A 17,776-nucleotide genomic window follows, 5' to 3' on the forward strand; every position below is an offset into this window, starting at 1 on the left:
GCGCACGCCTGTTGTCGCTACGCGCAGGATCGCGAGGGGCCTCGTGGACGCGACAGCGCCGAACCGTGTTCCTTGACACCGAGGATTCAGTTCTCCTTCGTCGCCCCGTGGAGGCCGTCATGCCGTCTCGTACTCTTCAACGTCCGCGTCAGGCCGGTTGGTTGGCGGTGGCGATGAGCAGTGTCCTCGCCCTCCTGGGAAGTCTGCTGGTCGTCATCGCGTCGACCCCGGCCGCGTCCGCGACGGCGCTGGACGAAGCCTCGACGGTGTTGGACGAAGCACAGGCACGCGATGTCGCCGCCAGAACAGGACACCAGGTCGAGGTCGACACGCTGACGACCGAGACAGGGCAGGTGTTCGCCAATCCGGACGGTTCGTACACCAGGCACGAGTCGGCGTTGCCGACGCGAGTACGCGGGTGGTCCGGCTGGGTGCCGGTGGACATGACGTTGCGGGCCAGAACGGACGGAACGGTGGCGCCTGTCGCCGGCCCGCTCGATCTGGCGTTCTCCGGGGGCGGCGATACGCCTCTGGTGCGGCTTCGCCGGGACGGCCGTGAGCTGGCCGTCGGCTGGCCGGGCAGACTCCCCCAGCCGGTGTTGTCCGGCGACACCGCGACCTACCAGGAGGTCTTGCCCGGTGTCGACCTCGTCCTGACAGCATCGACGGCCGGTCTGTCGCAGATCCTGGTGGTCAAGAACGCGGCGGCCGCGCTGGACCCGGCGCTCGGGTCGCTGCCGTATCGCCTGACAACCAAGGGTTTGGTGGTTCGTTCCACGGCAGCCGGTCTGACCGCGACCGATCCGGCCGGCGAGGTCGTGTTCAGTGGACCCGCGCCGTACATGTGGGATTCCTCCGGTCACGGGTCCGCCGTACAGCCCGGTGGACGGGTCACGGCAGTCGGCGCCCGGGTCGCCGGGGATCAGCTGTCGCTCGTGCCGGATCGGGCGTTGCTGACCGCCAAGACGACCCGGTTCCCGGTCTACATCGACCCGTCGTGGTCCGGCGCCAAGCAGGCCTGGACCCAGGTGTGGAGCAACTATCCGACCACGTCGTTCTACAACGGCGCGAACCTCGGCACGTCGGAGAAAGTCGCCCGGGTGGGCTACGACGGCACGGACCAGAAGCGCACGCGCTCGTTCTTCCAGTTCGACACCAGCGGCGTGAAGTACAAGCACATCCTCAAGGCCACCCTGCAGACCTTCGAGAACTGGTCGTGGTCCTGCACGGCACGCGAGGTGCAGGTGTGGGCGACCAACCCGATCTCCTCGGCGACGACCTGGAAGAACCAGCCGACCTGGGCGTACCAGATGGAGAAGAAGAGCTTCGCGAAGGGCTTCTCGTCGTCCAGTTGCCCGGCCGCCGGGGTGGAGTTCAACGTGACCAGCCAGGTCACGAACGCCGCGGCCAACGGCTGGTCCAACGTCACACAGGGACTTCGGGCGTCGACGAAGGCGGAGACCGGCAACGATTCGTACTCGTGGAAGAAGTTCGCCAACAACCCGAGCATCACCATCGATTACAACACGATCCCCGACAACCCCGCCAACCTCACCACAGAAGGCTCGGCGTCGTGTGTGACGGGTTCCGACCGGTTGGTCGTGTCCACGGTGACGCCGACGCTTCGAGCGACTCTCCAGGACGCTGACAACTCGGTCCAGGCGCACTTCGAGTGGTGGGCGGTCGACGGTTCGGCTCCGGTCGGGGAGTACGTCTCGCCAACAGTCGCGGGCGCGACGCCGACGGTCGTGGCGACCGCTGTTCCGTCGGGTGCCTTCGGCAACGGTGCGGTCGGCAAGTGGCGGGTGCGGGCCGAGGACGGCATCGACGTCAGTGCGTGGAGTCCGTGGTGTGAGTTCGCCGTGGACGACACAGCGCCTGAGGCGCCCACGGCGGTGTCGTCGGGGTTCCCGGACAACGGGACCGGCAACGCGGTCATGGGGACAGGCCTGCCGGTCACGTTCGGCGCGAACGGCGAGTCCGACGTGGTCAAGTACGAGTACACCGTGAACGGTACGTCGACAGCGCTGAACCTGACCGCGACGCCGTCGCAGGCGGGTGGCGAGGCGGCGATCTCGGTCGTACCGGATCGGTACGTGAACTGGCTGCACGTCCGGTCGGTCGATGCCGGAGGCAACCGCTCCGCGGTGGTGACGGCGGTGTTCTACGCCGGCGCGGCCCCGGGACCGGTCGCGGACTGGAGACTGGACGAGACCGGTGACGGCACGGTGGCGGTCGACTCCGCGCCGGGCAGGTACAGCGCCACCTTGGGCGGCGGCGCATCGTGGGGCGACGGCCGGCAAGGCGGTGCCCTGACGCTCAACGGTACGACGGGGTACGCCGCGACGACCGGGTCTGTGGTCAACACTCTGAACTCGTTGTCCGTGTCGGGCTGGGTGCGGCTGACCGGCACCTCGCACAACGCGGTGGTGGCCACCCAACTCGGAAGCCAGGCCGGCGCCTTCACGTTGTCCTACTCGAGCTCCGCCCGGCGGTGGGTCTTCAGCCGAACCTCGGCCGACGTCGCCTCGCCGACCTACACCAGCGCGACCTCCACCACGGTGCCCGTGGCGGACGGCAGGTGGGTGCACCTGACCGGTGTGTACGACGCTCCGAACGCCCAGATCCGGCTCTACGTCAACGGCGTTCTCGAGGCCACCACGGCGTACACCACACCGTGGAGCGCGGCCGGCTCGTTCCAGATCGGGCGCTCGAAGGTCAACGGCGTGTACGGCGAGTACTGGCCGGGTGATCTGGACCAGCTCCAGGTGCACAACCGGGTACTGCTGCCGGGCGAGATCCAGCAGGTGGCTCGGCGCGACGGTCTCTGGCTGATGGACGAGAGCTCCGGCACGACCGCCGGGGACACCGCCGGGGCGCACCCGGCCACTTGGTCGGCGGGCGGTGTGTCACGCGTGGCCGGGAAGAGCGGCAACGCCGTGCAATTGAACGGCAGCACTGGTGTATTGACGGCATCGGGGCCGGCGGTCCGCACCGACGGCAGCTTCACGGTGGCCGCCTGGGTGAAGCCGTCCGCGGTCGGCAAGAACGAGGTCGTGATCAGTCAGGACGGCTCGCAGGTCAGCGGTTTCCGCCTGGGATACGCCTGGGACGACATGTACGGCGGCTACCGCTGGTCGGTGGCGATGCCGGTCGCGGACTCGGCGTCGGCGGAGGTGCACACGGCGGTCGGCCCGTTCGACGAGCCGGTGGCCGGCGGGTGGACGCACGTCGCGGGCGTGTACGACGCGAAGGATCAGATGCTGCGGCTGTACGTCGGCGGCCAGTTCGTGGCCGAGACGTATCACCGCAGTGCGTGGAACGCGGCCGGCTCGTCCCGCTTCGGAGCCGGGTGGACGTCGGCGGCCGGCCTCGGCGACTTCTTCACCGGCGCCATCGACGATGTACAGCTGTACTCCGGTGTGCTCACGGATCAGCAGATCGCCGACCTGTACTTGCCGTCCCAGCTGTGACCCACCTGCTCGTGGGAACAGTTCCGCCCCGCTGGATTCTGCACCGTTCGATGAGAGGAGTGGCGCCATGCTGGTGCCGTTCACCGGAATAGTCACGGCCGTCGCGCTCGCCGCCGGCGGCCTGGTCGAGGTGCCCGCCGCGCGGGCCGATGTCGGTACGTCGGACGCCTGGCGGCCCGCGGCGCAGACCGAGTTCTCGGTGCCTGGGCGCGACGCCGTACCCAAGGCGCGGCCGGCCGATCCGAAGGCGGCGTCCGTCCTGCAGCAACCTCCACAAGTGAGTCGACCGGGGCCGAGTGAGGCGGAGGTGTCGCTCCCCACCGATGGCACCACTACACAGGCCGGCCAGTTGCCGGTTCGGGTCGGCGCGGGACGGGTTCAGGGCGCTGCGCTGACGCCCGTGAACCGGGTACGCGTTCGGGTTCACGACCGTTCCGCTGCCGAAAAGGTGGGCGCTTCGGGGATGTTGATCAGCCTTGGTGCGAGCAGCAGTGGCCAGGTCAAGGTCGAGGTGGACTACTCGGCGTTCCGTACGGCGTACGGCGGTGACTGGGCAAGCCGGCTGCGACTGGTGCGGCTGCCGGCGTGTGCGCTGACCACACCGGAGAAGGCAGGGTGCTCGGACGGGCAGGTACTGGCGTCCAGGGTGACCGCCGACAACCGGATCGCCACCGAGATCACCGCGACGGGTGCGGAGACGGTGCTGGCGTTGGCGTCCGCGCCGGCGGGCAGCGCGGGTAGCTATAAGGCGACCGCGTTGTCGGCGTCGGCGTCGTGGAACGCGGGCGGCTCGTCGGGTGCGTTCACGTGGGCCTACCCGATGGACGGCCCGGAGGGTTTCGGCGGCCCGGAACCGGATCTGAATCTGGGCTATTCGTCGGGCGACATCGACGGCCGCGTCGCGTCGACGAACAACCAGTCGTCGTGGGTCGGCGAGGGCTGGGGCCTGGACGAGGGCTTCGTCGAGCGACGGTACAAGTCGTGCGCGGACGAGGTGTCGACCACGCCGAAGCCGCAGGACCTGTGCTGGGAGACCGACAACGCCTACCTGGTGCTGGGTGGGAGGGCGTCCGAGCTGGTCCGTGACGACGCCACCGGGGTCTGGAAACTGCGCGACGACGACGGTTCGCGGCTGGAGCGGCTGACCGGTGGGGTGAACGGCGACAACGACGGCGAGCACTGGCGGCTGACGTCGCTGGACGGCACGCAGTACTACTTCGGTCTGAACCGGCTGCCGGGGTGGGCCGCGGGCAACGAGGAGACCGGTTCGGTCTGGACGGCGCCGGTGTTCGGCAACGACGCGGGCGAGCCGTGTCGCGGGACGACGTTCGCGACGTCGTACTGCACGCAGGCGTGGCGCTGGAACCTGGACTACGTGGTCGACCCGAACGGCAACGCGATGTCGTACTTCTACGGCAGCGAGACGAACTACTACGGCCGGAACCTGACCGCGACCGCGGGCACCAAGTACGTACGCGGCGGGTACCTGAAGCGGATCGACTACGGCCAGCGGTCCACGTCGATGTACTCGGCGGCGGCTCCGATGCGGGTGTCGTTCACGGTGGACGAGCGCTGCGCCGCGGGTGCGACCTGTGGCACCGACGACATCACGTCGGCCAACGCAACGAACTGGCCGGACGTGCCGTACGACCAGAACTGTTCGGCCGGCAAGTCGTGTACGACCCTGTATTCGCCGACGTTCTGGACGCGCAAGCGGTTGGCGTCGGTGACGACCCAGCTGTGGGTGTCCGGGACGACGTACCGCGATGTCACGTCGTGGGCGCTGGGCTATCAGTTCCGTGACCCGGGTGACGGCACGTCGCCGGCGTTGTGGCTGGCGTCGATCACCACGACCGGCAAGGTCGGCGGGACCGCGTCGCTTCCTTCGGTGTCGTTCCAGGGCGTGCAGCTGGCCAACCGGGTGGACGCCGTCGAGGGGATTCCGCCGATGTACAAGTGGCGGTTGACCGACGTGTACGACGAGGCCGGTGGGCACGTCCACGTGAACTACTCGGCGACGGAGTGTACGGCGGGTTCGTTGCCGGCTCCGGACCAGAACACCAAGCGGTGTTTCCCGCAGTACTGGCAGGCCACCGGGTCGGAGACGCTGACGCTGGACTGGTTCCACAAGTACGTGCCGGTCACGGTGCTCGAGGACGACCAGGCCGGCGTGGCCGGGACCGAGCGCACCGACTACGAGTACGTCGGCGGCGGCGCGTGGCACTACGACGACAACGAGCTGACCCCGACGAAGTACCGCACCTGGGGAGAGTGGCGCGGCTACAGCCGGGTCCGGGAACTCCACGGCAACCCCGGCGAGACCCGGTCCCAGGAGGAGAGCCTGTACCTGCGCGGTATGGACGGCGACAAGCTCGCGGCCGGCGGCACCCGCACGGTGACCGTCACCGACTCCCTCGGCGGCACGATCGCCGATCACCCCGCGCTGGCCGGGTTCGAACGCGAGTCCCTCACCTACACCGAGGCCGGCGGCAGCGTGCTGGAGGGCGTGATCACCGACCCGGTGATCTCCTCCCCCACCGCCACCCGGGTCACCGGCAACGGCACGATCAAGGCCTACATGGTCGACAATGCCGCCGAACGGTCCCGCGAGGCGCTGTCGTCCGGTGGATGGCGCAACACCGAGACCCGCACCACCTACGACTCGTACGGACTCGAGATCGAGGAGAACGACCTCGGCGACACCGCCAAGACCGGCGACGAGGAATGCACCCGCACCACGTACGCCCGCAACACCTCGTCGTGGCTGATCGACTTCGAGGCCCGCGAACAGACCGTGTCCGTGGCCTGCACCGCGACGCCGTCGTACCCGTCCGACGCGGTGTCGGACGACCTGACCTACTACGACGGATCCACCACTCTGGGCGCGGCCCCGACCAAAGGCGACCAGACCCTCACCAAGGAACTCGCCTCCTACTCGGGCACCACGCCGGTCTACACCCAGGAGGGACGCACGACGTACGACTCCTACGGCCGGCCGATCGAGACCTACGACCAGCTGGACCGCAAGACGTCGGCCACCTACACCCCGGCCAGTGGCGCGGCCGTCACCGCGATCACCGTGACCAACCCGGCCGGGCATGCGACCACGACGACCATCGAGCCTGGGTTCGGTGAGTCGGTCGCCGAGGTCGACCAGAACGGACGGCGTACCGACACGACGCGGGACCCGCTCGGCCGGATCACCGCAGTGTGGCTGCCGGACCGGTCCAAGGCGGCCGGGAAGACCCCGAACACCAAGTACTCCTACCTGATCCGCCAGGACGCGCCGTCGGTGATCACCACCGAGGAGGTCCGCGACGACGGCACGTACGAGGCCAGCTACGACCTGTACGACGGGCAGTTGCGCGAACGGCAGACCCAGGACCCCGCGGCTGACGGCGGCCGGGTCGTGACCGACACGTTCTACGACTCACGCGGCCTCGAGGTGAAGTCCAACGGCGCGTACTGGAACAACGGCGCCGCCGGTACGACGTTGCTGACCGGCGTGAGCGACGCGGCCGTGCCCGGCCAGGACGTGACCGTCTACGACGGCGCCGAACGCGAAACGGTGGAGATCTTCCGCTCACACGGGTTCGAGAAGTGGCGTACCACGACGACCTACGGCGGAGACCGCACCAGCGTGGACCCGCCGGACGGCGACACGGCCACCACATCCATCACCGATGCCGACGACGCGGTCGTGGAGCTGCGCCAGTACACCGGCGGCGCACCGACCGGTTCCTACGACGCGACCAAATACACCTTCAACAACCGCGGCGACGTGGTCACCACGACCGACCCGGCAGGCAACACCTGGGACACCACCTACGATCTGCGCGGACGTGTCACCCAACGCGAAGACCCCGACACCGGGACGAGCAGTTTCACCTACGACAACGCCGGGCAGCTGCTCACCAGCACCGACGCGCGCGGCACCACTCTCGCCTACACCTACGATGCCCTGGGCCGCCGTACCGGCATGTACGACGGGTCCACCTCCGGCACCAAACGCGCTCAATGGACCTACGACACACTCGGCTCGGGCACCAGCATCAAGGGCGCGCTCGCGACCTCGACCCGCTTCGTCAACGGCAACGCCTACACCAAGTCGGTCGACGCGTACGACATCCGGTACCGGCCGCTGACCAGCACGGTCACGCTTCCCGCGTCCGAGGGCGCGTTGGCCGGGTCGTACAAGACCAACACCGGCTACACCGCCACAGGGCTGCCGTCGCTGGTGTCGTACCCGGCAGCAGGTGGGCTCGCGGCGGAGACGCTGCGGTACGGCTACGACACGGCCGGCCGGTTGCAGACCGCGAGCAGTGGTCTCGGCACGATGCTCACCGCGGCGACCTACACGCCGTACGACGAAGTCGCCCAGTCGACCCTGTCCGCCACGGCCGGCAAGCAGCTCGTCCACACCGCGTTCTACGACGACGCGACCCGGAACCTGGACCGCGTCCTGGTCGACCGCTCCACTGCCCCCGAACACCTGGCGGACGTGAAGTACACCTACGACCCGGCCGGCAACATCACCAAGATCGCCGACACACCCCAAGACGGTGTGAGTGATGTCCAGTGCTTCAGCTACGACTACCTGCGCCGACTGACCGAGGCATGGACCCCTGCTGCCGACTGCGCCACCCAACCCAGCGCCGGCGCACTGGCCGGACCCGCGCCGTACTGGCAGGGCTGGAGCTATGACAAGACCGGCAACCGGCTCAGCGAGACCAACCACGATCCGGTCACCGGCGCCGCCACCACCTCCACCTACACCTACCCCGCGGCCGGAGCATCGCGGCCGCACGCACTGGCCAGCGTCGCCACCGGCACCCGGACCGACACCTTCACCTACGACGCCCAGGGCAACACCACCGCCCGCAACGTCGCCGGGAAGGCCCAGACCCTCACCTGGGACGCCGAAGGCAATCTGGCCACGCTCACCGAGAACGGCCAGACGACCAGCTACCTGTACGACGCCGACGGTGAGCGGCTCATCGCCCGCGACACCAAGGGCACCACCCTCTATCTCGACAACTCCGAACTCCACCTCAGCCCCACCGGCACAGTGACCGCCACCCGCTACTACGACCTCGGCACCACCAGCGGTGTCCGGAACGAGTCGGCTCTCAGCTTCACCGTTGCCGACCGCAACGGCACCAACACCCTTTCGGTCAACGCCACCGACCTCAGCCAGGAGAATCGCCGCTTCACCCCCTTCGGCGTTGCCCGCGGGGCCACGCCCGCGACCTGGCCCGACCAACACGGCTACGTCGACGGCGTCGACGATCCCACCGGACTCACCCACCTCGGTGCCCGCGAGTACGACTCCGCCCGCGGACGCTTCATCTCCACCGACCCGATCGCCGACTTCGACAACCCGCAACAGCTCAACGGGTACGCGTACGCCGACAACACCCCGGTCACGGCCAGCGACCCCGACGGCGAATGGCGCCTCCTGCCCGGCGGCCACTACTGCGACGGCTGCGGCGGCTACAACAGCGGCCCCAAGAAAAAGAAGAAGAAGGCCGCGCACAAGAAGGTTGCCAAGAAGGCCAAACACTACTGCGACGGCTGCGACTACCAGCGCTACCTCGCGAAGAAAAAGAAGCAGGCGAAGATCGCAGCGGCCAAGCGGGCCGCCGCCAAGAAGGCGGCCAAGAAGGCGCGCGAGAAGGCAGCCAAGCTCAAGAAGAAGAAGGCCAAGAAGGCCGCCAAGAAGCCCAAGAAGAAGGAACAGCGCAAGCGGCCGAAGAAGGGGAAGAATTCGATCCTCGGCGGTGAGAACTACACGCTGGTGAAGGTAGCCGGCGCCGGCTACGCGATCTGCCGGTTCATCAGGGGCACCCCGGCCAACACCTGCGCCGTCCTCGGCACTGCTGTCGCGAAGGGCAAGACTGATGGCGGCGGGTGGTACTACGTCAAGTGGTACGTCGTCGCCCGGGGCAGCTGGACCCTCTACCGGGCCGGCGAGATCTGGAAGAAGGGCGGCGTCACCCCGAGGGGGCAACTAGGCAAGGTCAAGGGCGAGTTCAGAGCCGACGGAAAGGCAGTCCGACGAGGCGTCGGGTTGTGGTTCCTCTACGACATGCTCAGCGGAGACACCCGCTCGCCACATCGCAACGACAAGCCCAAGCAGAAGACGAAGTGCGTGGTCTCGTGGAAGGTCTGGGGGCACAACGTCTTCAGCATCTGCTGACCCGCAGCGCCCCGACCAGCGTCGACGACACCTTGTCGTCGACGCTGGTCGTTTGTTGTCCAGCGATTCTTCTTAAGGCGAGGTAAGGATGCGGGAGTGGGGGTTGTGGGGCCGCTGGGAACTGGAGATTCTTTGCGCAAGATCATTCACAGGAGGCCCTTTATGACAACCAGCACCATATCGGTTGGCACCGGCCCGAGCGCAGCGGAGTTGGCTGCTTTCGAGCAGGAAAGGCCGGCACGAACGCTGAGCCCGGTGCTGGACCGCGGTATTTCTGTGTGCTGCGCGCTCGTCAGTGTCGGCGTTCTGGTGCAGGTATTCTTTCCGATTCCCGCGGGGACGCAGTTCTACCTGATGCTGTTTCTCGCCGCGGTGTTGCCGGGTGCGCTGCTGTGTTACCGCGGCTGGCGTGTCCCGGCGTTCCTGAACCCGTTCCGCGGAGATCGACGCAGCGACGATCCGCCGGTGGCGGACTGGGTTCTGGCGTCGGTCGCGCTGGTGGTCTCGCTGTATCCGCTACTGGACTTCGACGCGTTTCTGGAGCGGCGGCAGGCTCCTACGCAGCTCGATCTGCTGGCCGGATCGTTGCTGCTGGTGCTGGCGCTGGAGGCCTGCCGGCGGACGACGGGCTGGGTTCTGCCGGTGGTGAGCCTGTTGTTCATCGGATACGCCTATTACGGCGGCTATTTGCCGTACACGTGGTCCTTGGCGCACCAGGGTTTCGACTTCTCGGCGATCGTGGCGCAGTTGTTCATGGGTACGGCGGGCTTTTACGGGACGCCGTTGGCGGTGGCGGCAAGTTACATCGTCCTGTTCACGATCTACGGCGCCGTACTGGACGCCTCGGGTGCCGGGAAGTTCTTCATCGACGTGTCGTTCGCGGCGTTCAAAAGCAGCCGTACGGCGCCTGGGCGGACCGTCACGCTGGCGGGCTTCTTGCTGGGTACGGTGTCGGGTTCCGGTACGGCGACGGCGGTGTCGCTGGGCACGGTCGCCTGGCCGATCCTGCGCCGTGCGGGATATCCGTCCGAGCCGGCGGGCGGCATGCTGGCAGCGGCTGGTATCGGGGCGATCCTGTCGCCGCCCACGCTCGGCGCGGCGGCGTTCATCATCGCCGAGTACCTCCAGGTGAGCTATCTCGTGGTGCTCGGCTACGCGACGGTCCCGACCGTCCTGTACTACCTCGGCATCTTACTGGCGATCGAGATGGACGCCCGGCGGCACGGCACCGAAGCGGCCGAGCCGTCGACCGAGTCGGCGCGCCGGCTGCTGCTGCGGTTCGGATACCACTTCGTGTCGCTGTTCCTGATCATCGGCTTCATGGCGATGGACATTCCGCCGTTCAAGGCCGTCGTCTACGCGACGTTGCTGCAGATCGGGCTGTCGTTCCTGGACCGTGAGCACCGGTTGACGCCACGCCGGCTCGGCATGGCGCTCGCGCAGGGCACCCGCTCGGTGCTCCCCGTCGTGGCGACCTGTGCCGTCGCCGGCATCATCGTCGCCGTCGTCACCCAGACCGGTCTCGGCCTGAATCTGGCCGAGATCATCGTGTCCGCGGCCTCCGCGATCTCCGAGAACCACACCGTGGTGCTGATCATGACCGTCACGCTGTCGGCGTTCGCGGTCATGGTGCTCGGGTTGGCGGTACCCGTCACCGCGTCGTTCATCATCGCCGCCGTGGTGATCGCGCCCGCCCTGTTCCAGCTCGGCGTGGCCCCGGCGGAGGCGTACATGTTCATCTTCTACTACGCCGTCCTGTCGGAGGTCTCGCCGCCCACCGCTCTCGCTGCCGTCGCGACAGCGGCCATCACCGGCGGGCGGGCGATCCCGACGATGTGGCAGGCGTGGAAGTACACGCTGCCTGCGTTCCTGGTCCCCTTCGCGTTCGTGCTGACGCCGAACGGGGCCAACCTGCTGGGCCTCGAAGGCCTGGGAGGTGCGGCGTGGACGCTGGCGGTCTCGGCGCTCGCCGTCGCCGCGCTGGCGGTGGTCACCGGCGGATGGATCGCCGTCCGGACCGGCCGGCTGGAGCGTCTCCTCTGTTTCCCCGCCGCGTTGCTGCTGCTGTATCTCGCACCCACCACCATCGGCGTCGGCCTGGGCCTGCTCGGGGTCGCCGTCGTCATCAACCTCGCACGGCGTCAACGCCTGCGGAACACGGAAGGGCCTTTACCCTCATGAGATTCCGTTCTTTGTCCACTCTGGTGGTCGCACTCGCGTTGACGGTCTCGATGGCCGCCTGCGGCGGGCAACGCAAGGCCGAGGAGGGTGCCGGCGCGGGAGGTGGTCGCCTCACCATCGCCACCGGTAACACCACCGGCGTGTACTACCAGCTCGGCGGTGCCCTGGCCGGACTGATCTCGGACAACCTCGAGGGTTACCGTGCCACCGCGAGCGAGACCGGCGCCTCCGTGCAGAACATCCAAGGGCTGACCGCCGGGAACTACGACATCGCCTTCTCCCTGGCCGACTCCGCCGCGGACGCGGTCGAGGGCAAGAACAGCTTCTCCACGCCGCAGGACGTCGTGGCGCTGGCCCGGCTGTACTCGAACTACACCCAGGTCGTCGTGCGGACGGCGTCCGGCATCACGAAGATGTCCGATCTGAAGGGCAAGCGGGTCTCCACCGGTTCGCCGAACTCCGGCACCGAGGTGATCGCGCGGCGGCTGCTCACCGCCGCCGGCGTCGACCCGGTGAAAGACGTCACGGCCCAGCGTCTCGGGCTGCCCGAGTCGGTGGACGCGATGAAGAGCGGACAGATCGACGCCTTGGTCTGGTCCGGCGGCCTGCCCACCAGCGGCATCACCGACCTCACCACGTCGATGGGCGCCAAGGTGCGGTTCATCCCGCTCGACGACGTACTGCCCGCCCTGCAGAAGCAGCACGGCAAGGTGTACGCCGCGGGCGTGATCCCGGCCGCGGCGTACAAGCAGCCGGCCGACACCCAGACGATCATCGTGCCGAACCTGCTGCTGGTCCGGAAGGACATGCCGGACGACCTGGCCGAGAAACTCACCAGCCTGCTGCTCCAGAACAAAGAAGCCCTCGTGCAGGTCAACCCCGCAGCCAAGGGGATCGACCTCAAGAACGCCGCAACGACCGAACCGGTGCCGTTGCACGCCGGCGCGAAGAAGGCCATCGACGCACTCGACTGAGCGTCCCCGACGCGTCGCACTCGCTACAGTAATTTTCTACCGTCGATTGACGGGCCATTGGAAAGTAACCGCCCCCAAGGATGGTGCCGTGATGATGGTGATGCGTGGTACCCCGAGTTCGTCCTATTCGATCGAGTCATGGACGACGGACGACGTCAGACCACCGGAACGTGTCGAGTACTGGATGAGCGTCATCAGCGCGGCCACCCGCTACCGGGTGGATCCGACCTGTGCGCCAGGGACGTTCCGGGGCCGGCTGCTGCGTATCGGCACGGTCGCCTACACGCTCGGCCGGGCGTCGGCCGACTGTGCGCAGGGGCATCGAACCGCCGCCATGGCGTCCGAGGATCCGCACGACATCCGCACGCTGATGGTGACGATCCGCGGTCAGTTGCTGGTCCGCCAAGACGATCAGGAGTTCCGCGTCGGACCGGGTGAGGCGTTCCTGGCGTCGTCGAGGTCGTCGTTCGAAGCGAAGCTCGACCACGCCGACATCGCGCTGCTGACGATTCCCGGGGCGGAGATGGACAACCGTCTGCGCCCCGGGACGCGCCGGTCGGCACCCCGGACGCTCGACATCAACCGCGGCCTGGGCCGGGTCCTGGTGGGCATGCTGGGCGAACTGTTCGCCCAGCGGGCGCACCTGTCGGCCGCCGATTTCGATGCGGTCTGCGATCGGCTGGTCGATCTGCTGTGCATGCTCGCCATCGGTGACGACCGACCGGACATCGAGGGCGGCCTGGGCGAGGTCGAAGCGATGGTCAGACGCTATGTGCGAGAGCACGCCACCGATCCGGGGCTGACCGGCGCCACGGTGGCACGTGCCCTGGGCTGGTCGCTGCGGCAGGTTCAGCTGGCAATGCAGCAGGCAGGTACGACGCCCCGGGACCTGATCCGGGAAGAACGACTCGCGCTGGTGCACGAACGCCTGCGCAGCCCTGTGCACATCGTCATCGGCGAACTCGCCCACAGCTGCGGCTTCTCCTCCAACAGCGTCCTGAGCGCCGCATTCCGTCAGCGCTACGGCATGAGCCCTCGGGAGTTCAGAGCGCAGTATCTGCTGGACGCATGCGACACCACCGGAGCGGCATGAAGAGGGCTCGCGCTCGGCGTCGCTGGTTGTCGGCTGTTCGGGTTGCTATGTTGCGGGCGTGAAGGCGGTTGTGTACGACCGGTACGGAGGGCCCGGCGTGCTGCGGGTCGAGGATGTTCCGATGCCTTCGCCCGCCGCCGGTCAGGTGCGGGTCAGGATCGTCGCAACCTCTCTCAACCTGAGCGACTGGGAATGCCTGCGCGGCTCGCCTGCCTACGCGCGGATCGGCGGGTTGTGGGCACCCGCGCGCCGTACGCTCGGATCGGACATCGCCGGCGTCGTGGACGAGGTGGGCGAGGGCGTCACCCGGTTTCGGCCCGGCGACGAGGTGTACGGCGACAACCTCGCGCTGAAAGGTGGTTTCGCGGAGTACGCCGTCGCACCCGAGCACGCGCTGGCTCACAAACCTGCCGAGCTCACCTTCGCGGAGGCCTCGACCATCCCACAGGCCGGAGCGATCGCACTGCAGGGCACGAACGGAGCCGCAGCGGACCGCCGGATCCTGATCAACGGCGCCGGCGGCGGCTCAGGGTCATTCGCGATTCAGCTCGCCAAACGGCTCGGCGCGCATGTCACCGGCGTCGACAACGCCACCAAGCTCGACTTCATGCGATCGGTCGGCGCCGACGAGGTGATCGACTACCAGCGGCACGACTTCACCCGGACCTCCCGTCCGTACGACGTGATTCTCGACCTGGTCGCACACCGGTCGGTCTTCGCCTACCGCCGTTCACTGGCACCCGGCGGCAAGTACCGCTGCGTGGGCGGCTCCGTGCCGACGCTGCTCCGCCTCCTCACCGCCGGCTGGTTGGTCGGCCACCTGACCGGACGCACCATCGGCGTACTCGCCGTCAAAGCAGGCCCAGCCCACTTCAAGCCACTCACCGACCTCTGCACGACCGGCCGGCTAACCATCCACATCGACAGCACTTTCGCTCTCGACGAGGTCCCCGCCGCACTCACCCGAGTCGGCGCCGGCCAGGCCCTCGGCAAAGTAGTCATCACCCTCGCCTGATCGCGCTGACCGGACTGAAAGGCTGATATGTGCATAGACGTGATCGTCGTCGGCCTCGGCTTCGGCGCCGACTTCGCCCCGATCTACCAGGCCCACCCCGATGTGGGCCGGGTCGCCGTCGTCGACGCGGACCCCGCACGGACGGCGGCAGTCGCGGACCGGCTCGGGATCACCGAGCGCTTCGCGAGCCTGGACGAAGCACTGGCGGCGCCCGGCTGGGACGCGGTTCATCTGCTCACGCCGGTGCGCTTCCACGCCGAGCAGGTCCTGCAGGTTCTCGGGTCCGGCAGGCACTGCGCGTCCGCGGTGCCGATGGCGACGACGCTGACCGACCTCGATGCGTTGATCTCGGCCCAGGAAGATGCCCAGCGCAACTACATGATGATGGAGACCGCGGTGTACTCCCGCGAGTTCTTCCACGCCGCGCAGTTGCTGGAGACCGGGAAGCTCGGCCGACTCACGTACTTCAAGGGTGACCATCTGCAGAACCTCGACGGGTACCCGGACTACTGGCGCGGCTACCCGCCGATGCACTACGTCACGCATGCCCTCTCCCCCGCGCTCGCGCTGGCCGGCACCCGCGTCGAGTCTGTCCGGTGCGTCGGCTCCAGCCGGCTCACCCCGGACCACATCGGCGTTGCAGGTGAAGGCTTCGGCACCGAGGCCGCACTGTTCAAGCTGGCCGGCGACGACCTCGTCGCCAACGTGACGATGTCGTTCTTCCAGCTCGGCCGCAGCTACCTCGAGGGTTTCTCGGTGTACGGCGACGAAGGCGCACTGGAGTGGCCGCAGCTCGAGGGCGGACCGATGAAGGAATTCCGGATGGCGCCGTTGGCGCAGAACCAGCGGGGACGAGCCGTCAGCGAGTTCGATGTGGAGCCGACCGGTGCACCGGAGTTGCTTCCTGCGGCGCTGCGGGAGTTCACCAACGGCGGGCACGGCGGGTCGCATCCGCATCTGGTGCACGAGTTCGTGTCGAGCATCGTGGAAGACCGGCAGCCGCGGGTGGACCCACGGACCGCAGCAACCTGGACCGCGCCGGGCATCTGCGCTCACGAGTCCGCACTACAGGGCGGCACCGAGATCCAGGTCCCGGACTACGGGGCTCGGAAATGACCGCGATCGCGCCCGTCGGTGCGTTCGACACGAAGGGACCGAGTACGCGACCTGGGATCGACCTGAACGTCATCCGATCGGCCCGCGGGTGGACTCGGCCTGTTGCTGGAGGAAGAGTCTGGCGGGCTCGGTTCTCGCCAGGGCTGCTGCTCGGGTGAAGGCTTCCGCGGCGTCGGTTCGTCGGCCGAGACTGTTCAGCATGCGACCGCGTGCGGCGTGCAGGAGGTGATAGCCGTCGAGTTCGTCGGTCAGTCCGTCGAGGAGGGCCAGCCCGGCAGCGGGACCTTGGGTCTCGGCGACGGCGATGGCGCGGTTCAGCCCGACGACAGGTGTCGGCATCGCCTTCAGCAGCCGGTCGTAGAAGCGGACGATCGCGGTCCAGTCCGTGTCCTCGTACTTGGCTGCGGCGCAGTGCAATGCCTGAATCGCGGCCTGCAACTGGAACGGTCCGAGCTGTCGCCGCCGGAGGCAGGACAGCACGAGCGTCTGCCCCTCGTCGATCAGGGCATGGTCCCACAGCGAGCGATCCTGGTCCTTGAGCAGCACTCCGATCCCGTCGTCGCCACGGGCCGGCCGGCGCGCTTCGCCGAGCAGCATCAGCGCGAGGAGGCCGACGATCTCCGGCTCGGCAGGCATCAGACGTACCAGGAGCCGCGTCAGCCGGACAGCTTCGGTGCGCAGGTGCACCTGCCCGCTCTCGTCACCCGCGTTGTACACCAGGTAAAGCACCGAAAGGACCGCCCGCAACCGCCCCGGCAACTCGGCATCACCCGGCACCCGGTACGGGATCTGAGCGGCCTTGATCTTGTACTTCGCCCGTACCAGACGCTTGGCCATCGTCTCCTCGCTGACCAGGAACGCCGATGCCAACTCGGACAGGCCGAGACCGGCCACGAGACGCAGCGTGAGCGCCACCTGATGCTCGTCTCGCAGCGCCGGATGGCAACAGGTGAAGATCAGTCTCAGCTGATCGTCATCCGCCGGATCGGACGCGCGCCGTTGCTGATCGGCGGCGATCTCCCTCGTCAACTCGCGTCCGCGCGCGTTCCGCCGTACGACATCGACCGCCCGGTTCCGTGCGGTCGTGACGATCCAGCCGGCCGGGTTCTCCGGTACGCCGTCGCGCGGCCACCGATCCATCGCGGTGACGAAGGCGTCCTGTACGGCGTCCTCCGCGAGGCCGATGTCACCGAACAGCCGGACCAGCGTGGCCACGGCCCGCCCGTGGGCGTCACGGAACGCGCGCTCGACGTCCTCCATGGGTCAGCGCCCGATCACGACCCGGCCTGCACCCGGCCCGTCGCTCTGAACGGCCGTACCTCGATGTCGCGATCGATGGCCTCCACGACCTTCTCCGCCCAGACCAGCGCCGCGTCCAGGTCGTCGGCGTTGATGACGTAGAAGCCGCCGATGTGCTCCTTGGCCTCCACGAACGGCCCGTCGGTGGTCACCTTGTCCAGGCCGGTCCCACCCCGCACAACCGTCGCTGCGTCAGCGCTGTGCAGCGCGCCACCGAACACGAACACGCCCGCCGCGTCCATCTCCTCCTCGAGCGCGATCACCCGGCCCATGAAGGCATGCATCTCCTCCGGCGTGCCCGGTCCGCTCCCACCACCGTCGTACACCGACAACAAGTACTGGTTCATCTCGACCCCTCGAATCCGCGGGACCGTCCCGCTCCAACCGTGTGACGAACGACAGGCACACGATCAGGACACCACAGCA

The 17,776-nt window shown here is 68.1% G+C and carries 9 protein-coding genes; 7 read left to right on the top strand and 2 right to left on the bottom strand.

Features of this window, described 5'->3' with window-relative positions; all coding sequences use genetic code 11:
* Nucleotides 1-173 precede the first annotated feature (173 nt).
* The 7 genes from E0H50_RS32445 (at nucleotide 174) to E0H50_RS32475 (ending at nucleotide 16,051) form a co-directional block, all read left to right on the top strand.
* Nucleotides 174-3,473 carry a LamG domain-containing protein gene (locus E0H50_RS32445; protein WP_165547373.1) on the top strand — a complete coding sequence of 1,100 codons (3,300 nt, stop codon included), beginning with the start codon at nucleotides 174-176 and terminating at the stop codon, nucleotides 3,471-3,473.
* 67 nt (nucleotides 3,474-3,540) lie between these two features.
* Nucleotides 3,541-9,672: an RHS repeat-associated core domain-containing protein gene (locus E0H50_RS44295; protein WP_131294796.1), complete on the top strand. Its 6,132-nt coding sequence runs from the start codon at nucleotides 3,541-3,543 to the stop codon at nucleotides 9,670-9,672.
* A 162-nt stretch (nucleotides 9,673-9,834) separates the two neighbouring features.
* Complete coding sequence (locus E0H50_RS32455; protein ID WP_131294798.1) at nucleotides 9,835-11,853, top strand: TRAP transporter permease; 2,019 nt, start codon at nucleotides 9,835-9,837, stop codon at nucleotides 11,851-11,853.
* An 11-nt stretch (nucleotides 11,854-11,864) separates the two neighbouring features.
* Nucleotides 11,865-12,827 carry a TAXI family TRAP transporter solute-binding subunit gene (locus tag E0H50_RS32460; RefSeq protein ID WP_238151510.1) on the top strand — a complete coding sequence of 321 codons (963 nt, stop codon included), beginning with the start codon at nucleotides 11,865-11,867 and terminating at the stop codon, nucleotides 12,825-12,827.
* A gap of 184 nt (nucleotides 12,828-13,011) precedes the next feature.
* The gene (locus tag E0H50_RS32465) at nucleotides 13,012-13,920 is read left to right on the top strand and encodes an AraC family transcriptional regulator (RefSeq protein ID WP_131294800.1); all 909 of its coding nucleotides are present in this window, start codon (nucleotides 13,012-13,014) and stop codon (nucleotides 13,918-13,920) included.
* Nucleotides 13,921-13,978: 58 nt separating this feature from the next.
* A complete protein-coding gene (locus tag E0H50_RS32470) occupies nucleotides 13,979-14,935 on the top strand; it encodes an NAD(P)-dependent alcohol dehydrogenase (protein ID WP_131294802.1) in 957 nt (318 codons plus the stop codon).
* Between the two features lie 39 nt (nucleotides 14,936-14,974).
* On the top strand, nucleotides 14,975-16,051 hold the full coding sequence (locus tag E0H50_RS32475) for a Gfo/Idh/MocA family protein (RefSeq protein ID WP_165547374.1): 1,077 nt from the start codon (nucleotides 14,975-14,977) through the stop codon (nucleotides 16,049-16,051).
* A gap of 69 nt (nucleotides 16,052-16,120) precedes the next feature.
* Here the strand turns inward: E0H50_RS32475 and E0H50_RS32480 are convergent, their stop codons facing one another.
* Both E0H50_RS32480 and E0H50_RS32485 read right to left on the bottom strand, forming a co-directional pair.
* Nucleotides 16,121-17,311 (bottom strand): RNA polymerase sigma factor, encoded by a 1,191-nt coding sequence (locus tag E0H50_RS32480; protein WP_131294805.1) that lies wholly within the window; start codon nucleotides 17,309-17,311, stop codon nucleotides 16,121-16,123.
* A 14-nt stretch (nucleotides 17,312-17,325) separates the two neighbouring features.
* Nucleotides 17,326-17,697, bottom strand: a complete 372-nt coding sequence (locus E0H50_RS32485; protein ID WP_131294806.1) for a YciI family protein — start codon at nucleotides 17,695-17,697, stop codon at nucleotides 17,326-17,328.
* Between the last annotated feature and the right edge of the window lie 79 nt (nucleotides 17,698-17,776).

This window comes from Kribbella sindirgiensis (assembly GCF_004331435.1).
GTDB lineage: Bacteria > Actinomycetota > Actinomycetes > Propionibacteriales > Kribbellaceae > Kribbella > Kribbella sindirgiensis.

Excerpts from the sequence above, each read along its gene's own strand:
- E0H50_RS32445 (WP_165547373.1), top strand. The coding sequence starts at position 174 with ATGAGCAGTGTCCTCGCCCTCCTGGGAAGTCTGCTGGTCGTCATCGCG.
- E0H50_RS44295 (WP_131294796.1), top strand. The coding sequence starts at position 3,541 with ATGCTGGTGCCGTTCACCGGAATAGTCACGGCCGTCGCGCTCGCCGCC.
- E0H50_RS32455 (WP_131294798.1), top strand. The coding sequence starts at position 9,835 with ATGACAACCAGCACCATATCGGTTGGCACCGGCCCGAGCGCAGCGGAG.
- E0H50_RS32465 (WP_131294800.1), top strand. The coding sequence starts at position 13,012 with ATGAGCGTCATCAGCGCGGCCACCCGCTACCGGGTGGATCCGACCTGT.
- E0H50_RS32480 (WP_131294805.1), bottom strand. The coding sequence starts at position 17,311 with ATGGAGGACGTCGAGCGCGCGTTCCGTGACGCCCACGGGCGGGCCGTG.
- E0H50_RS32485 (WP_131294806.1), bottom strand. The coding sequence starts at position 17,697 with ATGAACCAGTACTTGTTGTCGGTGTACGACGGTGGTGGGAGCGGACCG.